The sequence below is a fragment of the Maribacter forsetii DSM 18668 genome (assembly GCF_000744105.1).
Taxonomy (GTDB): Bacteria; Bacteroidota; Bacteroidia; order Flavobacteriales; family Flavobacteriaceae; genus Maribacter; species Maribacter forsetii.
Map to the genome: position 1 here is coordinate 363,798 of NZ_JQLH01000001.1, position 23,833 is coordinate 387,630.

General features: G+C 36.2%; 19 protein-coding genes. 8 read left to right on the top strand and 11 right to left on the bottom strand.

Features of this window, described 5'->3' with window-relative positions; translation table 11 throughout:
- Positions 1-43: 43 nt before the first annotated feature.
- Complete coding sequence (locus P177_RS01595) at positions 44-919, top strand: ABC transporter ATP-binding protein (RefSeq protein ID WP_036151176.1); 876 nt, start codon at positions 44-46, stop codon at positions 917-919.
- Positions 920-921: 2 nt separating this feature from the next.
- Positions 922-4,524 (top strand): ABC transporter permease/M1 family aminopeptidase, encoded by a 3,603-nt coding sequence (locus P177_RS01600; RefSeq protein ID WP_036151178.1) that lies wholly within the window; start codon positions 922-924, stop codon positions 4,522-4,524.
- A gap of 286 nt (positions 4,525-4,810) precedes the next feature.
- Here the strand turns inward: P177_RS01600 and P177_RS01605 are convergent, their stop codons facing one another.
- The 8 genes from P177_RS01605 to hemA all read right to left on the bottom strand — a co-directional run bounded on the left by P177_RS01605 (position 4,811) and on the right by hemA (position 12,431).
- Positions 4,811-5,599 carry a PhzF family phenazine biosynthesis protein gene (locus P177_RS01605; RefSeq protein ID WP_036151181.1) on the bottom strand — a complete coding sequence of 263 codons (789 nt, stop codon included), beginning with the start codon at positions 5,597-5,599 and terminating at the stop codon, positions 4,811-4,813.
- 105 nt (positions 5,600-5,704) lie between these two features.
- On the bottom strand, positions 5,705-6,649 hold the full coding sequence (locus P177_RS01610; protein ID WP_036151183.1) for a DUF4421 family protein: 945 nt from the start codon (positions 6,647-6,649) through the stop codon (positions 5,705-5,707).
- A complete protein-coding gene (gene hemF / locus P177_RS01615; protein WP_036151185.1) occupies positions 6,640-7,542 on the bottom strand; it encodes an oxygen-dependent coproporphyrinogen oxidase in 903 nt (300 codons plus the stop codon). Before hemF ends, P177_RS01610 begins: the two co-directional genes overlap by 10 nt.
- A complete protein-coding gene (locus tag P177_RS01620; RefSeq protein WP_036151187.1) occupies positions 7,532-8,074 on the bottom strand; it encodes a GNAT family N-acetyltransferase in 543 nt (180 codons plus the stop codon). The genes hemF and P177_RS01620 overlap by 11 nt, the downstream gene beginning before the upstream one ends.
- A 48-nt stretch (positions 8,075-8,122) precedes the next feature.
- On the bottom strand, positions 8,123-9,154 hold the full coding sequence (gene hemE, locus P177_RS01625) for a uroporphyrinogen decarboxylase (protein ID WP_036151189.1): 1,032 nt from the start codon (positions 9,152-9,154) through the stop codon (positions 8,123-8,125).
- Between the two features lie 37 nt (positions 9,155-9,191).
- On the bottom strand, positions 9,192-9,548 hold the full coding sequence (locus P177_RS01630) for a four helix bundle protein (RefSeq protein ID WP_036151191.1): 357 nt from the start codon (positions 9,546-9,548) through the stop codon (positions 9,192-9,194).
- A 49-nt stretch (positions 9,549-9,597) separates the two neighbouring features.
- Positions 9,598-11,178, bottom strand: a complete 1,581-nt coding sequence (gene hemC / locus P177_RS01635) for a hydroxymethylbilane synthase (protein WP_036151193.1) — start codon at positions 11,176-11,178, stop codon at positions 9,598-9,600.
- Positions 11,175-12,431, bottom strand: a complete 1,257-nt coding sequence (gene hemA / locus P177_RS01640; RefSeq protein WP_036151195.1) for a glutamyl-tRNA reductase — start codon at positions 12,429-12,431, stop codon at positions 11,175-11,177. The genes hemC and hemA overlap by 4 nt, the downstream gene beginning before the upstream one ends.
- 192 nt (positions 12,432-12,623) lie before the next feature.
- Between hemA and P177_RS01645 the strand changes: the two genes are divergently transcribed.
- Positions 12,624-13,514, top strand: coding sequence for a helix-turn-helix transcriptional regulator (locus tag P177_RS01645; RefSeq protein WP_036151197.1), 891 nt, complete (start codon positions 12,624-12,626; stop codon positions 13,512-13,514).
- Positions 13,515-13,516: 2 nt separating this feature from the next.
- On the opposite strand, the gene P177_RS01650 is transcribed toward P177_RS01645, so the two are convergent.
- Together P177_RS01650 and P177_RS01655 are read right to left on the bottom strand one after the other, a co-directional pair.
- Positions 13,517-14,356, bottom strand: coding sequence for an N-acetylmuramoyl-L-alanine amidase-like domain-containing protein (locus P177_RS01650; protein ID WP_036151198.1), 840 nt, complete (start codon positions 14,354-14,356; stop codon positions 13,517-13,519).
- A 9-nt stretch (positions 14,357-14,365) separates the two neighbouring features.
- Positions 14,366-15,436 (bottom strand): mechanosensitive ion channel family protein, encoded by a 1,071-nt coding sequence (locus P177_RS01655; RefSeq protein ID WP_036151200.1) that lies wholly within the window; start codon positions 15,434-15,436, stop codon positions 14,366-14,368.
- Positions 15,437-15,612: 176 nt separating this feature from the next.
- Between P177_RS01655 and hemH the strand changes: the two genes are divergently transcribed.
- The 4 genes from hemH (at position 15,613) to P177_RS19990 (ending at position 19,098) form a co-directional block, all read left to right on the top strand.
- Positions 15,613-16,656: a ferrochelatase gene (hemH, locus tag P177_RS01660; protein ID WP_036151202.1), complete on the top strand. Its 1,044-nt coding sequence runs from the start codon at positions 15,613-15,615 to the stop codon at positions 16,654-16,656.
- Between the two features lie 29 nt (positions 16,657-16,685).
- Positions 16,686-17,459, top strand: coding sequence for a DUF3050 domain-containing protein (locus P177_RS01665; RefSeq protein ID WP_036151204.1), 774 nt, complete (start codon positions 16,686-16,688; stop codon positions 17,457-17,459).
- A gap of 47 nt (positions 17,460-17,506) precedes the next feature.
- The gene (locus P177_RS01670; protein ID WP_036151205.1) at positions 17,507-18,886 is read left to right on the top strand and encodes an MATE family efflux transporter; all 1,380 of its coding nucleotides are present in this window, start codon (positions 17,507-17,509) and stop codon (positions 18,884-18,886) included.
- A 71-nt stretch (positions 18,887-18,957) separates the two neighbouring features.
- A complete protein-coding gene (locus P177_RS19990; RefSeq protein ID WP_157486415.1) occupies positions 18,958-19,098 on the top strand; it encodes a hypothetical protein in 141 nt (46 codons plus the stop codon).
- A 1-nt stretch (position 19,099) separates the two neighbouring features.
- Here P177_RS19990 and P177_RS01675 read toward each other — a convergent pair whose 3' ends face one another.
- Positions 19,100-20,404, bottom strand: a complete 1,305-nt coding sequence (locus P177_RS01675) for an alpha/beta hydrolase family protein (RefSeq protein ID WP_036151207.1) — start codon at positions 20,402-20,404, stop codon at positions 19,100-19,102.
- Between the two features lie 310 nt (positions 20,405-20,714).
- Between P177_RS01675 and P177_RS01680 the strand changes: the two genes are divergently transcribed.
- Positions 20,715-23,825 (top strand): WD40/YVTN/BNR-like repeat-containing protein, encoded by a 3,111-nt coding sequence (locus P177_RS01680; RefSeq protein ID WP_394330710.1) that lies wholly within the window; start codon positions 20,715-20,717, stop codon positions 23,823-23,825.
- Positions 23,826-23,833: the final 8 nt, after the last annotated feature.

Genomic DNA, 23,833 nt, shown 5'->3' on the forward strand with positions numbered 1-23,833 from the left:
ACTTATAAATAAACTAAATGCTAACCATCAAACTCTAAAGAATATGCTTTCGATTACAAATTTGAATAAAACGTACCCAAACGGTACAAAAGCCTTAAACAATGTTAATCTAGAAATTGGTACCGGTATGTTCGGCTTACTTGGTCCTAATGGTGCAGGCAAGTCCTCTTTAATGAGAACTATTGCCACATTACAACAGGCAGATAGTGGTCATATTGAATTTAATGATATTGACGTTTTCGGTGAACCAGATGAACTTAGAAAAGTTTTGGGGTATTTACCTCAAGATTTTGGAGTTTACCCAAAGGTATCTGCAGAAATGATGCTAAATCATATTGCAAAAATAAAAGGTATTCAAAGTAAAACGGATCGTAAAGCATACGTTGCCGATTTATTGAACAAGGTAAATCTCTATAAATTCCGTAAGCGTAATCTAGGCGATTACTCCGGTGGTATGAGACAGCGTTTTGGTATAGCACAAGCATTAATCGGTAATCCTAAATTGATTATTGTAGATGAGCCAACAGCTGGTCTTGATCCTTTAGAACGCAACCGTTTTCATAATTTATTGAGCGAGCTTGGGGAAGATGCCGTGGTTATCTTATCTACCCATATTGTAGATGATGTTATCAATCTTTGTGAAAACATGGCAGTGTTTAATGAGGGTAGAGTAATGGTGCAAGGGCACCCCATGGAGCTTACAAATACCTTGAACGGTAAAGTATATAGAAAAAACATATCTAAAGAGGAAATTGAACTATACCAATCAGAATATAATGTACTGTCCAACTATTTGCGCGGGGGTAATTTATATGTAAATGTCTATGCAGAAGGTATGCCTGGTGAAGGATTTGAGAAAGTTGCCAATAACTTAGAAGACTTTTATTTCTATAGTATTAACCAACCACAAACCGTATAGTCATGAAAGAAATATTCTTATTTGAGCTAAAGTATAGGCTTAGAAGACCGGTCACTTATATATACATTTTTATCATGTTTTTAATACCCTTGCTTCTTGGGGTGTTTTCAGAATCTGCTACTGCGGAATTCACCAATAGCCCTAGTGCCATTGTTGGGGTTCTTGGTGGTTTAAGTACTATAGCGTTATTCTTTTATGCCGCTATTATGGGTGTGCCCGTGTATAGAGATGAAGAACATAAAACTGCACAGACCTATTTTACTTTTCCTGTTTCCGAAAAGAATTACATAATGGGTCGTTTTTGGGGTAGTTTTACAATTGTTACCATAATGAACATTGCAGCTATGTTTGGCGCTATGTTCGGTTTTGTACTTGGTGCCTTGTTAGATAGACCAGACTATGGTACGTATACCGATTTTAATTTTTGGTCGTACTTCTTTCCGTTTTTATACTTATTGGTTTTTAATTCTTTTTTTATTGGTAGTCTTTTCTTTTGTTTAATGACATTTTTTAAGAGAATGCCAATTTTATATTTAGGAGGTATTGTAATATTAATAGCTTCCATATTATCCGGACAGTTGTTATCTAATTTAGATACCGAATGGCTAAGTATCTATGTTGATCCTTTTGGGGAATCTGCTTATGGGTATTTGACCAAATACTGGTCTGTAGACGAATTAAATACCAATCAATTGGCTTTAACAGGTAAGTTTATGCTAAATCGTCTATTATGGCTGACTTTAGGAATATTAATATTTGTCTTTACACTTTTTAAATTTTCATATAAAGGATTTCTATCGTCTAAGAAAAAGAAGAATGTAAAAGAAGATAATGATTTAATAGGTAGTTTAGAAACGATTAATGTTGATCAAGAGTTTAGTAAAAAGGCTCAGCGTCAAAATTTATGGTCTTTAAGTAAAATAGAATTTTTATCTATCGTTAAAGAACCTGTATTTCTGGTGTTGATAATTATAGGAATTATTGTGGCTGGATTTATTACCTATCAAAGTAATCAATATAATGGTACCCCGTCATTACCGCTTACTAGGTTTATGGTTGCATATGTTTCTGCTGGTATAGCTTTATTTTCTACAATTATTCTTATAATTTATTCTGGTGAAGCTGTTCATCGTACAAGAAGTAATAAGACTTTTGAATTTTATGATGCGCTACCAGTAAGTAATACTACACTATATCTTTCAAAGATTATTTCGCTAATTGGTGTTGCCGTATTGCTAACCTTAATCAACATATTGGTTGGTATTATGTATCAAACAGGTAATGGCTATTTTGATTATGAATTGGGTATGTACCTTACCTATAATTTCACGTCTCTTTTTCCTTTATATGTTGCTACATTGTTGTTGGCATTTTTTGTTCATGTGCTGGTAAACAATAAATTTTTAGGGCATTTTATTGTCATTATCATTTATGTGGGAATACCAATTTTGGTGAGTTTAGTGTTGAAAACAGATAACCCACTTTTAGCTTTTGGAGAGACTACACCCGGTTTTATAAGTGATTTAAATGGATTTGGGCATTACCTAACCGGTCAATTTTGGTTGAACTTATATTGGGTTCTTTTAACAGGTACATTGGCTGCTATTGGTAGTGTATTCTGGAGTAGAGGTTTTTATTCTTCAGCAAAAGAGCGTTTTAAATTGGCTAAAAGTAGATTTAAGGGTAAAACGGTTGCATATACCTTATTTTTCTTATTTGCTTTTATTTCTGTAGGTGCTTATAGCTTTTACAATATAAAAGTTCTGAACCATATGGTTGATAGCGATTCTAGTGAGCAGCTTTCTGCAGATGCTGAAAAGGCATATGGTAAGTATATAGATAAGTCCCATATTCAAGTAATCGATTTAAAAGCTAATATAGATATCTATACGGATACACGTGGTGTAGATGCAAAGGGGGTGTTTACAGTTGTTAATCCTTCAGAAGAACCAATAGATACGGTTTTAATGGAAATTAAGTTTCCTACTTATGATACTAAGATTACAAAGGTGGTTTATAACGACCAAGAGTTAAAACCGTTTTTGAGCGATTCATTGTATCGTTTGTTCATTTACAAGCTACCAGAATCTTTACAGCCAAAAGATACTGCTAATTTGGTTATTGAAACCAAGGTAAGAACACATGGGTTTTCAATGGATAGGGAAACTGCTGTATTGAATAATGGTTCTTTCTTTAATGATGCTATTTTTCCAAGTTTTCATTATGATATTGCTTTGACAGAGAACGGTGCTCGTGAAAAATACGGTTTAGAGAAATTAGACTTTCTTTATCCGCCAAGAACAGATAGCATTGCTTTGAAAAAGAACTTATTTAATGAGGATAGCAATTATATGGATTTTGAAGCTACAATTAGTACTTCAAAAGGGCAAACTGCTGTTGCGCCAGGTGTATTGGTTGAAACATGGGATAAGGATGATAGAAGCTATTTTAATTACAAATTGGAAGATAAATCTGATTACTTCTTCAATTTTGTTTCAGCAACTTATGATATTGAAAAAGATGTTTGGATTGCACCTAGTGGAAAGAAAGTGACTATTGAAGTGTATCACTCTCCAAAGCACAAGAAGAACTTGGCTTCATTTATAAAAGGGGTTAAAGTTTCGTTAGATTATAATTCTAAAAACTTTTATGAATATCCATATTCTGTAATTAGGATAATTGAGTTTCCGGCGCACACAACATTTGCACAATCTTTTGCGACAACAATACCTTACTCAGAAGATTTTGGCTTTGTAGCAGATTTTTCTAACGAAGGTGATTTTAATTATGCTTTCAGGGTAACAGCGCATGAAATTGCACACCAATGGTGGGGTCATATCGTTACGCCAAGTAAAACAAGAGGTGCAAACATTAATTCAGAAACTTTAGCGGAGTATGTTTCGTTAATGGCTTTAAAGCATGAATATGGTGAAAATGGTATAAAAGGATTCTTAAAGCCTTCTTTAGATACCTACCTCTCTAGAAGGTCATTCAGTTTTAAACCAGAACGTTCGTTAATGGATGTTGAAACCGGTCAGCACATTTGGTACCAAAAAGGTTCTATGATTATGTATGATTTGCAAGATGTCATTGGTGAAGATGTTATAAATGCAGGACTTAAAAAATTCTTGAATGAATACAAGTATTTTGAAAAAGGGGTTTATGCCAATTCTGAAGATTTCTATAAAGCAATTTATAATGTTACTCCAGATTCTTTGAAATATAAGGTTGATGATGGTTTTAAAGAGATAGTTCTTTATGAAAATCGTGTGATGGATGCTAAAACCAAAAAGCTAGATAATGGTAAATGGGAAACCACTTTCACAGTAAATTCTAAGAAGATTTATTATGATGATACGGGTAAAGAAAAACTGATTGACGATAAGAAGAACTTGGTAGATGTAGGTCTCTTTGGAGAAGATATCACCGGTGATGATGGGGTAACTATCAAGAACCCTTTTTACTTTGAATTAAAGTGGCTTTCTGCAGGTGATAATACATTTACTATTGTTACTGATGAAAAGCCTTTAAAAGCAGGTATTGATCCGTATAATAAGTTGATTGATCGTAATTCTGATGATAATCTAGAAACGGTAGAAGAGTAATTTTTTCAATTTAGTTAGTGAACTCATCTTGACTTTTTGTTTGGAACCGAGAATTATGGCTTTTGTGCCGTAAGGAAGTCATTTTTTACTTGCATAGCCATAGCTACGGAACTCAAAAATGACAAAATTAGGGTGCAAAATGTATAATTCGTAGGTAAAAGAAAAAGTTAAGAAGAGTTCAGGTATAAACCTGTTCGTTATTGGTAATTGCCATAAAACGAACAGGTTTTTACTTTTCTAGAACTTAAATAATAGGTTGTATTGGTCAATTAGAGTTATACAGCATCTAAATTTCTATCTCACCCACTAAATAACAAACTCCATTACCGGATATTTTTACGCGGTCTCCAAGATATTCGCATTGTATATCGCCACCACGTTCAGATAGTTGTTTTGCAGATAATGTTTTCTTATTCAGTTTCTCTGACCAATATGGTGTAAGTGTTGTATGTGCAGAACCGGTTACTGGATCTTCTGGAATGCCACATTGTGGAGCAAAAAAACGAGATACAAAATCTACTTCGTTACCTTTCGCCGTGATAATCACCCCTCTACAATCCAATTCATTTAATAAATGAAAATTAGGAACAATAGCTTCTATTTCAGCCTGAGATTGATAAATAAGCATGTAGTCAGTTTTGCCTTTATAGGTTTCTACAGGTTGCTTGCCAACTGCTTTTGATATGTTAGTTTGTTCTGAAACAGGAGTTAAATCATCCGTAGGGAAATCCATAGTTAACAGTCCCGATTCACTTTTTTGGACTAACAACTCTCCACTTCTTGGTGAAATAAATCGTAGGGTATTTTCATTGTAACCGTAGTAATTATAGAGTGTAAAGGCAGTAGCAAGGGTTGCATGCCCACATAAGTCCACTTCTATTTCTGGAGTAAACCAGCGTAGCTCGTAGTGATCATCTTTCTTTACAGCATATGCCGTTTCTGCTAAATTATTTTCAGCAGCTATCTTTTGCATTAAATCGGTTTCTAACCATTTTTCAAGAATACAAACTGCAGCCGGATTGCCGCCAAATAACTTAGAGGTGAAGGCGTCTATTTGATATATTTTTTGCTTCATGTAATTGAGATTTATTCGATAATCTAGATGATAATGCTTCGAGTCTTGACTATAAAGTTACAGTTATTCTCAAACGATTGCATCAATTGATTGCTCTGACTTTGATTATTCTAGTCCGAATTTACGACTTATCTCATCAGCTTTTTGAATCCATTTCTTGGGTGCATCAAATCGATAGCCTACATAAAACTCAAGAAAGCTTATGGAGTCGTCTAAAATGAAATTCTCATCAGATGTGTGACTTAATAGTTGTGTATTGATATTTACCCCACTAAAGAAATTCTCTGAATTATACCCGCCGGTCATTCTAAAAATTAGTTGCGCCAAACCATTAAAAGATTTTTTTCCGTCGGTACTTGAATAATTGAAACCTAAACCGCCGGTAGCACCTGCAGAAACGAGGTAATTTTCTTCAAAAACCCAATTGTAATAGTAACCCGGACCAATAGCAACCTTCAAAGATTTCTCCAATTGATTATCCAATATGGGGTCTTCTAACCTAAACTTAGTGTAGTAGTAAGATATGCTTGGAATAAAGCTGCCTACACTTTGTTTTTGCCATTCATTCTGAAACCCAATAGCGCGAAACGAGAAATCAGGATTAAATATATAACTAGATGTACCACCGATTTTAAAGGTTCTTAAATCATCAATAGGCAAGGTTAAATCGGCAGTTCGAACAAAGAATCCTTTTTGCTTATAAATATCCAAGGTCTGCATGTACTGACCAAAAAATGTACGAATATTGAAAGTAATCAATTTAGAATCGCCATTGTCTTTATTCTCCGCTAAAAAATTAGGAGCATACCCAAAATCAACTTCTAGAAAACGAAATAGAACAGATAACCCTAAATAACTTTTGTCGTTGGGTATGAACTCTGTTTTGTTGCGTGTTATCTTGTCCCTAACCGTAAAACTATTAGAAGTGGTCTGTAAAGACAACCTCACGGTTACCTTATCAGGAAAAGCTTCTTTGTAAGGTGAATTTTGCGCAATACTCAGTTGAGTAAAGCTTAGCATACTCCAAAATAGAATGAATCTTACACCCATTCTTTTGGTTTCATCAACACACCAATTAAACGTTCTTCTTCGCTACCCTTTTCCGGTTGATGGTCATAGCGCCATTGCACATGTGGCGGCAAGCTCATTAATATACTTTCAATACGTCCGTTTGTCTTTAAACCGAACAAAGTTCCCTTGTCATGAACTAGATTGAACTCTACGTATCTACCTCTTCTAATCTCTTGCCAGTCCCTTTGTTCCTTGGTGTATTCTAAATCTTTTCTTTTTATAACAATCGGTACATAACAATCTAAAAAGCTATTGCCTACTTCGGTTACGAAGTTGTACCAGTCTTGCATATCCATTTCTGGTGTTGCCTTACAATAGTCAAAAAATAGACCGCCTAGTCCGCGAGCTTCGTTTCTATGGGTATTCCAGAAATATTCATCGCATCGTTTTTTATAGGTGTCGTAGAATGTAGGATTATGTTTGTCGCAAGCTGTTTTACAAACTTCATGGAAATGAACGGCATCTTCGTCAAACAGGTAATAGGGAGTCAAGTCTTGACCGCCACCGAACCATTGATCTACAATTTCGCCGTCTTTACCATACATTTCAAAATAACGCCAGTTGGCATGAACTGTAGGTACCATAGGATTTTTTGGGTGCAGTACTAAACTTAATCCGCAGGCAAAAAAATTAGCATCTTCTACCCCAAAATATGCTTTCATACTATCCGGAAGCTCGCCATGTACTCCAGATATGTTTACGCCACCTTTTTCAAAAACTGCTCCGTTTTCAATAACTCTTGTACGACCACCACCACCTTCTGGGCGTACCCAAATATCTTCTTTAAAAGTAGCTGAACCGTCTACTTCTTCTAATTTTGAAGTAATGGTATCTTGAAGTTGTTCTATGTAAGCGTAAAATTTATCTTTCATTCTGTAAAACATAAAGTTCCATATCTAACGGTTCTTCGTTAGGCGGAGTGTGTTCTTTTAATAGCGTCTCTTTCCAAAGATAACCACAATTTTCTGCTACCTTAATACTGCCAAGGTTCGTTTTATGAGCAATGATTCTAAGTCGTAGTAAGTGTTGTTGATTAAAGCCCCAATCTGAAATGGTTTTAACAGCGGTTGAAGTAATACCTCTATTTTGGTGTGTGTAGTCAATACAATAGGCAATTTCTGCTTCTTTTTCGGCTCGTTTTAGTTCTTTGAGATATACCAAACCGATAATTTTTCTGTGTTCTGGTTCTTTTAAGGTAAACAGATACTCCTTACCTGAAAGAAATTCGGCAACTTTCTCAAGTACAAAAATATTGGATAATGTGGGATTAAGATTTGCAGCCACCGTTTTAGGAAAGTATCTTTTTATATGGTCTGCATTGGTAGATATAAAATCGCATAAACGCCATCCATCTCTCTCTGAAATCGGATTTATTTCGAAATCTTGAAATTGAAATGAATTCATTATGCGATTATTATATCGGCTTCTTAAAACTTTTTGAACCTCAATAGGTTAGTCTTGCTTATATTCTTTTACGGCATCAATAAACGCCTTGGCATTTTCAACAGGAACATTCGGTAGAATACCATGGCCTAAATTTACCACGTAACTGTCTTTACCAAACTCATTGATCATTTGGTGTACCATTTTCTTGATTTCAGAAGGAGGAGACAACAAACGAGATGGGTCAAAGTTACCTTGAAGGGTAATTTTGCCACCACTTAAATAACGGGCATTTCTAGCGGAACAGGTCCAGTCAACCCCTAATGCAGAAGCGCCTGATTTTGCCATATCACCTAGTGCGAACCAACATCCTTTTCCGAAAACAATTACCGGAGCTTCGTCCTTCAATGCATCGATTATTTGCTGAATGTATTTCCAAGAGAACTCTTGATAATCGGTAGGCGATAACATGCCACCCCAAGAATCAAATACTTGAACCGCATTTACACCTGCAGCAACTTTTGCTTTTAAGTATGCAATAGTGGTATCTGTAATTTTCTGAAGTAATTCATGTGCAATAACCGGTTGTGTAAAGCATAATTCTTTAGCCTTATCAAACGTTTTGCTTCCTTGACCTTGTACACAGTAGCATAAAATCGTCCAAGGTGAACCAGCAAAACCTATCAACGGAACTTCATCGTTCAGTTTCTCTTTTGTCGCTTTAATGGCCTCCATTACATAACCTAATGTTTCGTGAACATCTGGTACAATAACGCTATCTAAATCTTTTTGATTGCGAATAGGGTTCGGTAAATACGGACCAAAATTCGGCTTCATCTCCACATGAATGTTCATTGCCTGTGGGATTACCAAAATATCACTGAATAATATAGCGGCATCCATTCCGTATCTGCGAATAGGTTGAACCGTAATTTCTGATGCCAATTCTGGAGTCTGACATCTGGTAAAGAAGTCATATTTTTCTTTGATTGCCATGAATTCAGGTAAATATCTACCTGCCTGACGCATCATCCACACTGGTGGTCTTTCTACTGTTTCACCTTTTAAGGCTTTTAGAAATAAGTCGTTTTTTAAGCTCATATTCTTGTAATAGCTTTTAGCTGCTAGCCCTTGGCTTTTAGCTATTTTTTATTTTACTAATTAGACTATTGATCATTTTAGATTCTATTGAAATCAATTCAAAAGTTGACTTCAAGTCTCCGCTATCTAAAAATTTCAATTCTTCTGATATTATTAATTGAGTTTCTACTTCAAAAAGAGAACCTAGTGCAATTTCTAAAAATCGTTTAAATTCAACTTCACTATTTCTACTGCATCCTTCTGCAATATTTGAAGGAACTGATACTGCGGCTCTAGAAAGTTGACTTTTAAGTCCAAATTTTTCTTCGCTTGGTAATTTTTGAACTAAACTATAAACATGCTTAACTATGGTGATTCCATTTTTCCATATTTCAAGCTTTTTAAAGTCCCTCATAATTTATTGTACAGCCAAAGGCTAGCAGCCAATAGCCAACAGCCATTAGCTAATCTTCATAATCCGCATTCACCAATTCAATAACACTTTCTACCGTTGGTATTTTGGCAACTTTTACTTCCTTGAAATGTTCCCTAGCAGCTTTTGCAGTAGTTTCACCAATACAGTAGGCAACTCTGTCAGTAGAATTCTCTTTTAAATAGCTTTCTACGTTAGACGGACTAAAGAACATGATGCCTTTTGCGCTTTCTGGTATGGCTTTCCCAGATAGTTTAGTTCGGTAGGCTTCTATGGCGTTTACTTCAATATTGTTTTCCTCTAAGATGCTTGGCAACTCTTCTAAACTTAGATTACCATGAAAATAGGTGACCTCTGTGCCATCAATAAACTCCACTAAGTGGTTGGCTAAATCTTTTGCATTATTTTCATAATGCGTGATCTTACCAAAGGCATTTTTTAATAACCTTCGCGTTTTTCTGCCTACACAGTAAATATTTTCAAATTCTAATTCTGCGGCACTTCTACTGGCTAAAACAGCTTCAACTGCATTTCTACTGGTAAAGACAACATTTTTATGGGTCTTTTTCAATATGATGGGTGAAATACGATTCGGATTAATTTTTATAAAATCGTCTGAATCTGCATTCACGGATATATTCAATAACAACTGTTGTTGCGGAGTTAGTTTCTTAGTAGAGAAAACATTAATTTCTAAACCGGCATTTGCCAGTTCGGTCATCAATCTTTTGCCTCCTCTAGCTAAAATGCTCTTCGCACAGTCAATACCTAAATTTTGGTGTTTACCTAGTGGTGCGGTTAATTCAGCTTCTAGCTTCTTGCTTCCATCAACATTTAGTAAAACCCCTTTTAGGGTAACAATGTTTTCTTTGTTGATATATGATAATGCTCCGATCGGTGCGCTACAACCACCTTCCAACTCTCTAAGAAACTCTCTTTCCAAGCTTACGCAAGTGTCGGTTTCTTCATGATTTAGTTGGGCGCAAGCTTCACGAATTTCTTCATCATCTTCCATGGCAACTACCATGATAGCTCCTTGTGCAGGGGCTGGTAGCATCCACGTTAGTCCGATCGTATTTTCTGGTTCCAAACCAATACGTTCCAAACCTGCAGCTGCGAAAATAGCACCGTTCCATTCGTTGTTGTACAACTTGTCTAATCGGCTATTTACATTTCCTCTTAAATCTACAATGGAATGTGTTGGGTATCTATTTAGCCATTGCGCTTGTCTACGAAGACTTCCGGTTGCAATAACGGCATCTCTAGAGCCTAAAAATTCTTCATTGTCCTTGAATGCCATGATGTCCATGTAATTACCACGTTTTAAAACAGCGGCTTTTACAATGCCTTTTGGCAGTGCCGTAGGTACATCTTTCATAGAATGTACGGCAATATCAATATCGCCATTGATCATGGCAACGTCTAGTGTTTTGGTAAACACTCCCGTAATTCCTAATTCATATAAAGGCTTATCTAGTATAAGGTCTCCCGTAGATTTTACAGGGACTAATTTTACTTTATGACCTAATGCTTGAAGTTGATCTTTTACGGTATTTGCCTGCCATAGCGCTAATTCGCTATCGCGTGTGCCTAATCGTATTACTTTACTCATTTTTCGTCCAATTCTAATTGAAATACTTTTTGGATAAATTCTAAACTTGAATTGGAATCTACCGTGTCATCCTTAAGATGATTTGCAAATTGTTTTGTTATTTTCTGAATGATGCGATTGGTTACTACATCTGCCTGATGCGAATTAAAATCGACCGTTTTTTTAGATTGGTAGTCTAGCTCTTCATCCTTAATTGTCTTCAATTTCTGTTTTAAAGCTTTAATTACCGGGGCAAATTTTCTAGTTTCTAACCATTGGTTGAAATCGTGTTTTACCTCTTCGTTTATTGCTTCCGCCTCTGGAATAAATTGCTTTCTACGCTCTAGGGTTTCATCTGTCATTTGCGATAAATGATCTAAATGGATTACAGTAACATTATCCATTTCCGAAACGCTGGCATCAACATTTTTTGGCACCGATAAATCTAGAATCAATAACGGTTTATTGGTGTATATTAATTCTTTGGTAATCGTTGGTTTTTGAGCACCTGTAGCAACTACCAAAATATCTGAAGTTCTTATTTCTGACTGCAGATCTCCGTAATCCTTTACCTTAAGATTGAACTTACCTGCAATTTGCTCGGCTTTGCCTTTTGTTCTGTTGATTAAAGTGATATGTGGATTCTTGGTATGCTTAATTAAATTTTCGCATGTATTACGACCAATTTTTCCTGTCCCGAATAAGAGAATGTTCTTTTCTGAAACATTTTCTACATTACGCATAATGTACTGTACCGAAGCAAATGCTACAGATGTTGCGCCAGATGAAATTTCGGTTTCGTTCTTAATACGCTTACTAGCTTGTATAATGCTATTGCAAAGACGTTCTATAAACGGATTGGCAATACCCAATTCTTTAGAACGCTTGAAACTTTGTTTTAGTTGACTGATGATTTCAAAATCACCCAGTATCTGGCTATCCAAGCCTGTGCCTACACGGAACAAGTGATTGATAGCTTCTTTGTTTTTATATACATAGGCCACTTCTTGAAACGCTTCAACGGTTCCGTTAGAGTGGTCACATAATAATTTTATAAGTTGAAAAGGATGTTTAGCAAAACCGTGTAACTCTGTGCGGTTACAGGTAGAGGTAGCTAGCAAACCATCAATGCCTAGGTTTTTAGCCTCTATAAGTAATTTGTTTACCGCTACTTCGTCTAAACTAAATTTACCACGAGCTTCAGCATCGGCCTTTTTGTAGTTAAGACCAATGGTATAAAAAGAATCGTGTTTAGAAATGTGATAGTCTTTCATAAAGCGGATACAAAAATATGAGCATCCATTCAATAAAAACAACGCTTGCGGTACAATTAATGTCGTCTGCCGAATTTTTGGACAAAATATGACAAATATCAGTTTATTAACCATAATTTTATAGCGCTTTCAGCGAATGGACACTATATTATTTAGATGCTTTCTAAATAAATAAAAAATCGATTTAAGAAAATGGACATAAAAAGTAACGCTCAAGGGTCATACGAAGAAGTTCTGATTGAAGACGGATTTTACGTGCTAAAGTTTCAGAACGAAGAAGATACGGTAATGCAATATCACCGTGAAATCAACAAAAGATTTATACAATTTCACTTCTGCTTAAGAGGTAGTGGTACTTATAATTTTAACCAAGGAAATTATAGTCTAGATGTCAAGGAAGAGAACTCATTATTGTTGTATAACACGCAGTTAGACCTTCCGTTGAATTTAAATTTAAACCCGAAATCATCATTGGTTTCTGTGGTAATGACCTTGCGAAAATTTCATTCTTTGTTTACCGCAGAGGCAGATTACATTCCGTTTTTAAGTTCAGATAACAAGGAGAAAAAGTATTATGCACAAGAGCCTTTTTCACCATCTATTGCTGTTATTTTGAGTCAGATCGTAAACTATAATCTGCATCCATCTATAAAATCGCTGTATGTAAAAGGTAAGATTTATGAATTGATAGCCTTGTACTTTAATAGAAGTCCTAATGCAGATATTGAACAATGCCCATATTTGGCAGATGAAGAGAATGTAAAAAAGATAAAGAAAGCCAAAGAAATTATTTTGGCGAATATGGCTGAGCCACCAACTTTAGCTGAACTTTCTAGTGAAGTGGGATTAAGTTTAAAGCGCTTAAAGGAAGGTTTCAAGCAAATTTATGGTGATTCTGTGTACAGTTTTTTATTTGATCATAAGATGGATTATGCGAAGCGACTTTTAGAAACCGGTCAGTATAATGTCAATGAAATCGGACTCAAAGTGGGGTATAGCACCTCTAGTCACTTTATTTCGGCATTCAAGAAAAAATACAATACCACACCTAAGAAATATTTGTTGGCTTTGGCAGGCAGCTAACTTTACAGTGGTCTTGCCACCATAATACCTGTGTTACTTTTTATACCTTTTAAATACTCCGCCAAAGGTTTTTTTGAAACTTCAACTTCCATTGATCCGGTCGATGCATGTAGTAAATGAATTCTACCATCTTTTTCTCTGGTGGCAATTCCTGTATGGGTAACGTCTAACCCATTAATAGAAGTTGCAAGTGCAATGATGTCCCCAGATTGAATAAGATGTTCGTTCTCGGCAATTTTATCTTGTGCCAGTACACAAATAGCCTGATTGTTCAGATAGTTTTCTGAAGCCTTAACTTTTGAGTAATTAGTATCATCCGCCAGAAACGGATATAGGTCTCTATGGGTGCTCATAAAATCTATGTCTTTGGTGATTTCAGCACCACCAATTTCACCTGTGATATCTTTTAAAAGTCCTTTCTCGGAATTATTTGCAATCCATTCAGAAAAGTAATGTAAGCGCGATGCGTAGCCATTTAAAGCACCATCTTTATATCGTATAATTTCAAGATTTTTTAAATAAGCGTCAAAGGACATTTCTTGCTGACGGAGCAGGAGGGAAAAAGCAAGCACGTTCTCAACAAACGTGGTACAGTCCAACCCTTGTAGATTTACTACTAAAGTTTCTGTATCGCCAATTTCTAAGGTTTTGGCAACATACGGAGTTTGTATAAACGACTTACCAATGTTTACCATAGTTGTGCCAAACTCACCCCGATACATTCCGTCTATTTCAACTAGTTTGCTTTCTACAGCAGTGCTATCTTTTGGCGAGCAGGTAATTTGTTGGGCATGAATTGTAATGCAGCCAAGGAGAAAAAGAAATAGAAGTGTATGTTTCATAAAGCTAAATTATGAATTGTTATTCTCATCGGCTGATTTTTCCAACAAAACCCTATTTCTAGCAATACTCTCAGGATAATTTTGTTGCAAGAACGTTATTAATTTTTCACGAACATGAACACGAAGATCCCAAGCAGTTGGCGAGTCTTTGGCACTCATTAACGCCCTAATTTCAACACTGTTTTGTTTGCTTTCCGTTACTTGAAGTACATTAACTTCTTTATCCCAAAGGTCGGTACTTTCTAAAATTTTGGTCAATTCTTCGCGTAAAGCATCAAAAGAAACATTGTAATCAGTATACAAGAAAACGGTGCCAAGAATATCGGAAGAAGACTTTGTCCAGTTTTGAAAAGGCTTGTCAATAAAGTAAGGCGTAGGAACAATCAATCTTCGTTTGTCCCAAATTTTAACCACCACATAGGTCAGGGTTATTTCTTCAATACGACCCCATTCTCCTTCAACAATAACGACATCATCAATTTTTATAGGTTGCGCAATGGCAATCTGAATACCCGCTAAAACGGTTCCGATCATCTTCTGAGCGGAGAAACCAATAATAATTCCTGCTACACCGGCAGATGCAAAAATGCTAACCCCCAATTCTCTAATACTTTCAAAACTCATGAGTACGGCACCAACAGCCAAGATTACTATAGTGAAAATAAAGATGCGTTCTAGAATATTGAACTGCGTGTAGATTTTACGTGCTTTCAAATTATTTTCTACATGTACATCGTAATTGCTTACAATTACAGTTTTTATTATTTTCAATAAATTGAGTAATAGCCAGGTGACAGATACAATGAAAAGAATGGTACTTGCTTTTTTAAACCAGTAGTCATGTTCTTCTAATTGTAGTAATGTTCGTATAGACTCCGATCTCAGCCAAATGGAGAAAATAATTAAAAAGATAGGTCTACTAATTTTTTTAAATGCTCCGTGCGGCAGTAGGTACTTGGGGTCTTTGCCGTATTTTTTTATGAAATATGATATAATCCAATAGGCGACCAAAACACCAAGGGTAGAAGCTATAAAGAAGTAAAGTGCACTTTTAGGTACGGTATCAAAAAAAGTATTCATGTAAAATGTATTATAGTTTTTGATGAATTACAACTTACTAAAATTAAACAGCACTAAAAATTTATTGACCAGTTATTAGATTGCTTTATGAGAGTATAGAAAAACTATTGCCCAAAATTAAAATATCATCGATTTGCAAGTGTTATTTTTGCAATTGAATAACAAACACATACGCTATGAAAGGAGTATTATTGGTTAATTTAGGTTCACCCGATAGCCCTACACCAAAAGATGTTAAACCATATTTAGATGAATTCTTAATGGATGAGCGCGTAATAGATGCTCCAAAATGGTTAAGAACAATATTGGTAAGAGGAATAATTTTACAGACCAGACCAAAAAAATCTGCGGAGGCATATGCCAAAATATGGTGGGAAGAGGGTTCTCCTTTAATCGTAATATCAGAACGATTCTCTAATAAACTAAAAACGCAAACCGAAATGCCGGTTGCCTTAGGTATGCGCTATGGTACCATGACTATTAAAGCTGCCATGCAAGAGTTAAAGGATAAAGGTGTTGATGATGTGCTTTTAGTGCCTTTATACCCACATTACGCAATGTCTAGTTTTGAAACGGTAGTGGTTAAGGTTTTAGAAGAACAAGAAGCTTCTTTTCCTGGAATGAAAATAACGACATTGCCGGCTTTTTATAAACATCCAGAGTTTATAAAAGTACTTTCTGAAAGTATTAAGGACGGGCTAGAAGGCTTTGATTATGACCATGTTTTATTTTCTTACCACGGTATTCCAGAACGTCATATTCGTAAGAACGATCCAACCAGTTTCCATTGTAAAATTGATGGTACGTGCTGTAATGTGAATTCTGTGGCACATAATACTTGCTATAGACATCAAGTGTATGACACGACTAAAATGGTGAAGGAGTATTTAGGACTGCAAGAGGAACAGGTGAGCACTTCATTTCAATCGCGTTTGGCGGGTGATCCATGGCTAAAACCTTATACCGATTATGAGTTTGAACGTTTAGCGAAAGAAGGCAAGAAAAAATTGGCTGTAATTACTCCTGCATTTGTTAGTGATTGTCTTGAAACTCTAGAGGAAATTGCAATGGAAGGCAAAGAACAATTTTTAGAAGCTGGCGGAGAAGATTACAAGCATATTCCTTGTATGAACGACAGTGACGCATGGGTCAAAGTAATGGCAAAATGGGTCAACGATTGGCAAACTACAGATGCATTAGATGTAGTGCCAAGTACATAACACACTATTAAATCTTAGAAATCACTGCAATGAAAATCGAAGAAATAGAAATTATATTACAACCGTTAAGAGAGGAATTAAGAAATCATGCACTTTATAAGGAGCTGAAATCGGTATCTGATATACAGATATTCATGGAAAACCATGTGTATGCCGTATGGGATTTTATGTCGCTTTTAAAGGCATTGCAAATAAACCTTACGTGTACCACCTTACCGTGGAAACCGGTAAAGAATACAAATACCGCTCGGTTTATTAATGAAATCGTTTTGGAAGAAGAAACTGATGTCAATGAACTAGGCGTTTTAAAAAGTCATTACGAAATGTATTTGGATGCTATGGTTGAAGTAGGTGCGGATACTAATAAAATAACGGAGTTCTTGAATGAAATTGGGAATTTGGATAGTGTGTTGCAAACTATTGGGAATTCTGATTTGAACGAAGCCGTTAAGTCATTTCTAACATTCACTTTTGAAACGATACAAACACAAGAGCCTCATAAAATTGCTGCTGCATTTACTTTTGGTAGAGAAGATTTGATACCGGATATGTTCTTGAAAATTGTAGAACAGGCAGGGGAAGATGCTTACCCTAAATTGGAATACTATTTAAGAAGGCATATCGAATTGGATGGTGATGAACACGGTCCGCTTTCCTTAAAAATGATACAAGAACTATGTGGTGATAGTGAAGCTAAGTGGTATGAAGTATTGGAATGTTCAGAAAAAGCTTTGAAAGAACGTATTAATTTATGGAGCCATATAGAAGCGTCCATAAAAGAAACTTCGAATGTTTCTGGTTAACAAATACATTTAAATGAATATCACTTTCAACAAATAAACGACCGCGCATGGCAAACGTTTCCGCAGAACAACTAGGAACGGAATCAATATCAAGTTTGCTTATTAAACAGGCATTACCAGCTAGTATCGGCATATTGGTGATGTCGCTCAATGTGCTGGTAGATTCAATTTTTGTTGGTAATTGGATCGGTTCTATTGCCATTGCTGCAATCAATGTGGTGTTGCCTATTTCCTTTTTTATAGGAGCCTTGGGTATGGCTATTGGTATCGGTGGTGCCAGTATTATTTCTCGTGCTTTAGGAGCTAATAATAAGGAGAAGGCAATACGGACATTCGGTAATCAGATCTCATTTACCATTTTAATTACCACTTTTATGGTTGCCGTGGGGCTCACATTTGTTGATACGCTTATTCCTGCATTCGGTGGCAAAGGCTCTATTTTTGGGTTGGCTAAAATCTACTATGTCATTGTTTTGTATGGTGTACCTTTTTTAGGTCTCAATATGATGGGCAATAACGTCATACGATCTGAGGGCAAGCCGAAATTTGCCATGATCGCAATGATCATTCCTTCCATTGGTAATTTAGTCTTAGATTATTTGCTCATTAATGTGATGGATTACGGAATGGAAGGTGCTGCATGGGCAACCACAATTAGTTACTTTCTCTGTTTTTTGTACATCGTATATTTTTTCTTGTCCGATAATTCAGAATTAAAATTAAGTCCTAGGTATTTACGTATCAAATTTTCTATAATTAAAGAAATTAGCTCGCTTGGCGTAGTTACTCTTTCTAGACAAGCTGTAGTGAGTGTTATTTACCTGTTGATGAATAACATTCTTTTTGATTTGGGAGGAGAAGCTATGGTTGCCGTATATGCCATTATCGGTAGAATGTTGATGTTTGCGCTTTTCCCGGTATTTGGTGTTACACAAGGTTTCTTGCCAATTGCAGGATTTAATTACGGTGCTCAAAAATATGATAGAGTAAAGGAGTCCATTTATACCGCAATAAAGTATGCCGCAATTTTGGCAACCATAGTTTTCGTAGGACTCATGATTTTTCCCGCAGAAATTGCCGGACTCTTTTTAAGCCATAAACCAGACATGAGCGCGTTGGAATTGGCAACTAATGCCTTTGTTTTGGAGAATACACCCTCGGCAATGCGATGGGTGTTTGCTGCTACTCCCATTATTGCACTTCAGCTTATAGGTGCAGCATATTTTCAGGCTATAGGTAAGGCTGTGCCTGCTTTATTATTAACCCTTTGCCGGCAAGGTTTTTTCTTTATTCCTTTGATTTTAATCTTACCTAACTTTTTAGGGGAATTAGGCGTTTGGATTTCCTTCCCCATAGCAGATGTGCTTGCAACTATTGTTACTGGATATTTTTTAAGGAAAGAAATTAATAAAACTTTGGTGGGCTAATTTCTGATGTAAAACCAAACCCTAGTCCAAATCATTCGTAAGTAGCGTTAGAAACGCTAAAAAACACGAATATGAATTTTATTTTATCACAATTAATTGCCATTGCTATATTTCTATTAGCATGGAAACTTAAAGAATTGATAAACAATCAAAATAGATATATGAAGCTGCTAAAGGAAGAGACTCCTAAAGCAGCTAAATTTAAAAATTAAGTTAGTTAGCGGGTTGTGCATGTAACAACTCCATCCCGGTAGAAGATCTTGGTTTAAAACCTGTCCAATCTTTTTCATTTGAATTTTCCTGAACATCTAAAAATTTGGTGTTGTCTTGGTTTTTAAGATGCTTGCCTATGAACGCGGTAACAAAATGTTGATTTACATTATTCAATTTGCGTTGATCCCATGATGGTTCTGCGTATCTATAGTACTCGTCTATATGTAAGCCTGGGGCTAATGCTTCTGCTGGTGGTGGGTTAGGTGCTACATTATGTCTTGCATTTTCGTAAGTTAATAAGTACCGGTCTGCATTTACCGCACCTTCATGAATTGCTTTGATCCCTTTTTCGTAACCGGAAATATCATCTTGGCTTCCAGCAATAAAGAATGTGGGAGTTTTTAATCCTTTTAATCCTTCCGCATCCCAAACTCCTCGTTCCATTCCCCATGGAGCAAATGCTATGATTGCCTTTATTCTAGAATCAGCCAATTTTTCGTATTCCGCATTTCCAGCAAGATTTACGGAGATTGCAGAACTACCACCTGTCATTCCAGTAAAGAATTGTCCTAAACCGGCACTATATCCAGCTCCGCCAACGTTTAGTACTCCATATCCGCCCATAGAATATCCTATGATTGCGGTGTTATTGGCGTCTACTAATCCTTCGATTTTATTCTTAGAACCTTTAGCGCCTAATTTTTCCATCTCATTAATTACAAATCGTATGTCTTTAGGTCTATTAAGTAAAGTACTTTGAAATGCGTTCGCATCTTTAAAAGTTGAATCCGTATGGTCAATAGCAGCAACGATGTACCCTTTAGAAGCCAGGTTTTCTGTTAAGTACGTCATTAGATATCTAGAGCCAACATAACCGTGAGATACTACCACCAAAGGAAATTTATTCCCTTTTAATGCATCGGCATCTCTGTAAGCTCTTCCTTTAAAGGTAAATGGTGTTAATGGTCTAAGCGTATCGCCTCTTGTTCCCATGACTTCATCATAAACAACGGTTTTAGCATCATTTTTTACGCTGGCAGGATACCAAACTTCAATGGTAATTGGTCTGTCATAGGTTGGGTCTTTACCTTCTTTCGAATTTAAAATATCTACTTGATTAGGATTAACCAGATTTACGGTCTGTACGCCAACTTTATATTCGCCTCTTGCACTAAGTTCAGGAGCATCGGGCAATTGGTCTCCGTATAAAAAATCATTGGTTTGGGCATTTACGTTATTAATTGTCAATCCATTGAATAGAATAGCAATTAACAATGCCGAAAACAAAAGTGTTCTAAATTTCATAATTGTTAGTTTGTTGGCTTAAATATAAGAATAGTTTAATTATTTATCGATTTAGTTGTATAACCTTGAATTACTGTTTTTTTTTCTTAGGATTAGTTATTGGTCCATTTAATGATATTTAGAAATTTAAATCTTGATTGAAGATTGTTTATGTAATGGGCAGCGGAATTCATAATGTGATAATTAAGCTTCTTAAGAGATGCTAATAAAATCTTAAAATCAACATTTGCGTAACAAAATGTTTAATTTTAGAGGAGACTAACATCAAACTATCAAAATGAAAAAGCACCTTACCAATGCTGGCATATTCATGCTGGCATGTTTTCTATTACCATTATCATTATTATCTCAGAGAAGAAATAAATCTCAAAGTACAGCACCAACGTATCCTGAAGAGCTATACTCTAGCTTGGACTATAGATTGATCGGTCCGTTTCGTGGTGGAAGATCGGCTGCTGTTACCGGCGTACCTGGCGAGCCTAATTTGTTTTACTTTGGCGCAGCAGGTGGCGGAGTATGGAAAACATTAGACGGGGGTCGTACTTGGGACAATATTTCCGATGGATATTTCGGCGGTAGTATCGGTGCCGTTGAGGTTGCAAAAAGTGACCCGAATGTTATATATGTTGGTGGTGGAGAAAAAACCTTAAGAGGTAACGTATCATCTGGTTACGGAGTTTGGAAAACCGAGGATGGAGGTAAAACCTGGGCTACGGCTGGGTTGGAAAAAAGTAGACATGTACCACGACTACGCGTGCATCCTACTGATTATAATACGGTATATGCGGCGGTTCTAGGAGATATTTATAAGCCGACTAAAGACCGTGGCATTTATAAAAGTACAGATGGCGGTAAAAATTGGAAACAAGTGCTATTTGTAAACGAGCAAGCGGGTGCGGTAGACTTGACCTTTGACCCCAACAACCCAAGAATTTTATATGCTTCTACATGGCATGCACAACGTACCCCTTACAGTTTAATAAGTGGTGGTGACGGCTCTGCACTTTGGAAGAGTATGGATAGTGGAGAAACTTGGGCAGAGATTTCAAAAAATGAAGGTTTCCCTACGGATACTTTGGGTATTATTGGTGTAGCCGTATCTCCTAAGAATTCAGAAAAGGTTTGGGCTATAGTAGAGAATAAGGAAAAAGGTGGTTTGTACCGTTCAGAAAATGGAGGTAAAACGTGGTCAATAGTTAATTCCGAAAGAAAGCTAAGACAACGTGCTTGGTATTACACAAGAGTATATGCCGATACGCAAGATGAAGATGTTGTGTATGTGTTGAATGTAAATTACCACAAGTCGACCGACGGAGGTAAATCTTTTAATACGTTCAATGCGCCCCATGGTGATCATCATGATTTATGGATTTCCCCTGAAGACTCACAACGTATGATCATTGGCGACGATGGTGGTGCACAAATTTCTTATGATGGAGGTGAAACATGGAGTACATATTACAATCAGCCTACGGCACAATTTTATCGTGTAACAACAGATAACTCTTTTCCATATAGAATTTATGTAGCACAGCAAGATAATTCAACCTTACGTATGGATCATAGAAGTGATGGGCGAACTATTGATGATAGTAATTGGGAGACTACGGCAGGTGGCGAATCTGCTTGGATTGCTGTGGACCCAAAAGATAACGATATTGTTTATGGTGGTAGTTATGACGGATTTTTAACCAGGGTCAATCACAAAAACAAAACAGTAAGGGGTATTAATGTATGGCCAGACAACCCAATGGGTGCCGGTGCGGAAGCTATGAAGTATCGTTTTCAGTGGAATTTCCCTATTTTATTCAGTAGACATAACCCGAAGAAATTATATACATTTTCCAATTACGTACATGTATCGGAAAATGAAGGTCAGAGCTGGGAAGTTTTAAGTGGTGACTTAACACGAAACGACCCAACGAAATTGGGTTCTAGTGGAGGGCCAATAACTCAAGATAATACCAGTGTAGAATACTACTGTACCATTTTTACGGCAAATGAAAGTCCGTTAAAAGAAGGTATTCTTTGGGTAGGTAGTGATGACGGATTAATTCATGTTTCTAAAGATTCTGGTACAACTTGGGAAAATGTTACGCCTTCAAACATGCCAGAGTGGAATATGATAAACAGTATAGAGCCATCAAACTTTGATGAGGGAACATGTTACGTTGCCGCAACAAGATATAAATTAGGTGATTTTCAGCCTTATCTTTATAAAACCACGGATTACGGTAAAACATGGACAAAAATAACGAACGGTATCCCTTCTGAACATTTTACAAGAGTAGTTCGTGAAGACCCAAAAAAGAAGGGATTGTTATATGCAGGTACCGAAACAGGCATGTACGTTTCTTTTAATGACGGAGCTAGTTGGTCTCCTTTTCAAATGAATTTACCTATTGTGCCAATTACAGATTTGACTATTAAAGACGATAATTTAATTGTGGCAACGCAAGGTCGTAGCCTTTGGATAATTGATGATTTAACGGTGTTGCATCAATTAGATGAAAGCAAGAAGAATGCGAATACTATTTTGTTCAAGCCAAAAGATTCCTATCGTACAAAAGGTAGGGCAGGTAAGAAGCCATCAAAAACTTCAGGTGAAAATTTGGAGAACGGTGTTATTACCCATTTTCTTTTGAAGAACTATTCTGAAAAAGACACCGTGCAATTAACGTATACTAATATGGCTGGTGATACATTGGCAAATTATAGTTCTTCGGCAAAGAAAAAAGACAAGAAACTAGACCTTAAAAAAGGAGGCAACACTTTTGTTTGGGATACGCGCGGTAAAGGTGCTACCAAATTAGAAGGAATGATTTTCTGGTGGGCCAATTTTGATGGTGCGAAAGCCGTACCTGGGGATTACAAAGTACACTTGAATGTGAACGGGACTAATAACAGCGAAACGTTTACCATTTTGCCAGACCCAAGAGCAGAAAGTTCAGTAGCGGAAATGCAGCAACAATATGATTTTATTACAGATATTAATACTACCATTGAAAATGCACATCAATCTATTAAGAAAATTAGAAATGTTACGAAGCAACTGAATTCGTTTACAGAACAATATAAGGATGATGATCATACCAAAGATTTGGTAGAGAAAGCCAAAGCCATGAAAGAAAAACTGGGTGAGGTAGAGAAGGCATTGTACCAAACTCAAAATAGAAGTGGTCAAGACCCCTTAAATTTTCCAATTAAATTGACCAATAAGTTAGGTCATTTAAATAGTTTGGTTTCTATAGATGATTTTCCGCCAACGGAACAAGATATTGCTGTTAAGAACGAATTGACAGCTAAGATTAATAAAGAGCTTCAAATATTTGATAGTGTAATATCATCTGAACTTCAAGAATTCAATAAAGGATTTAACGAGCTTAATTTGAATTACTTGTTTATTGATGAAAGTAAGTAAAGTCGAAA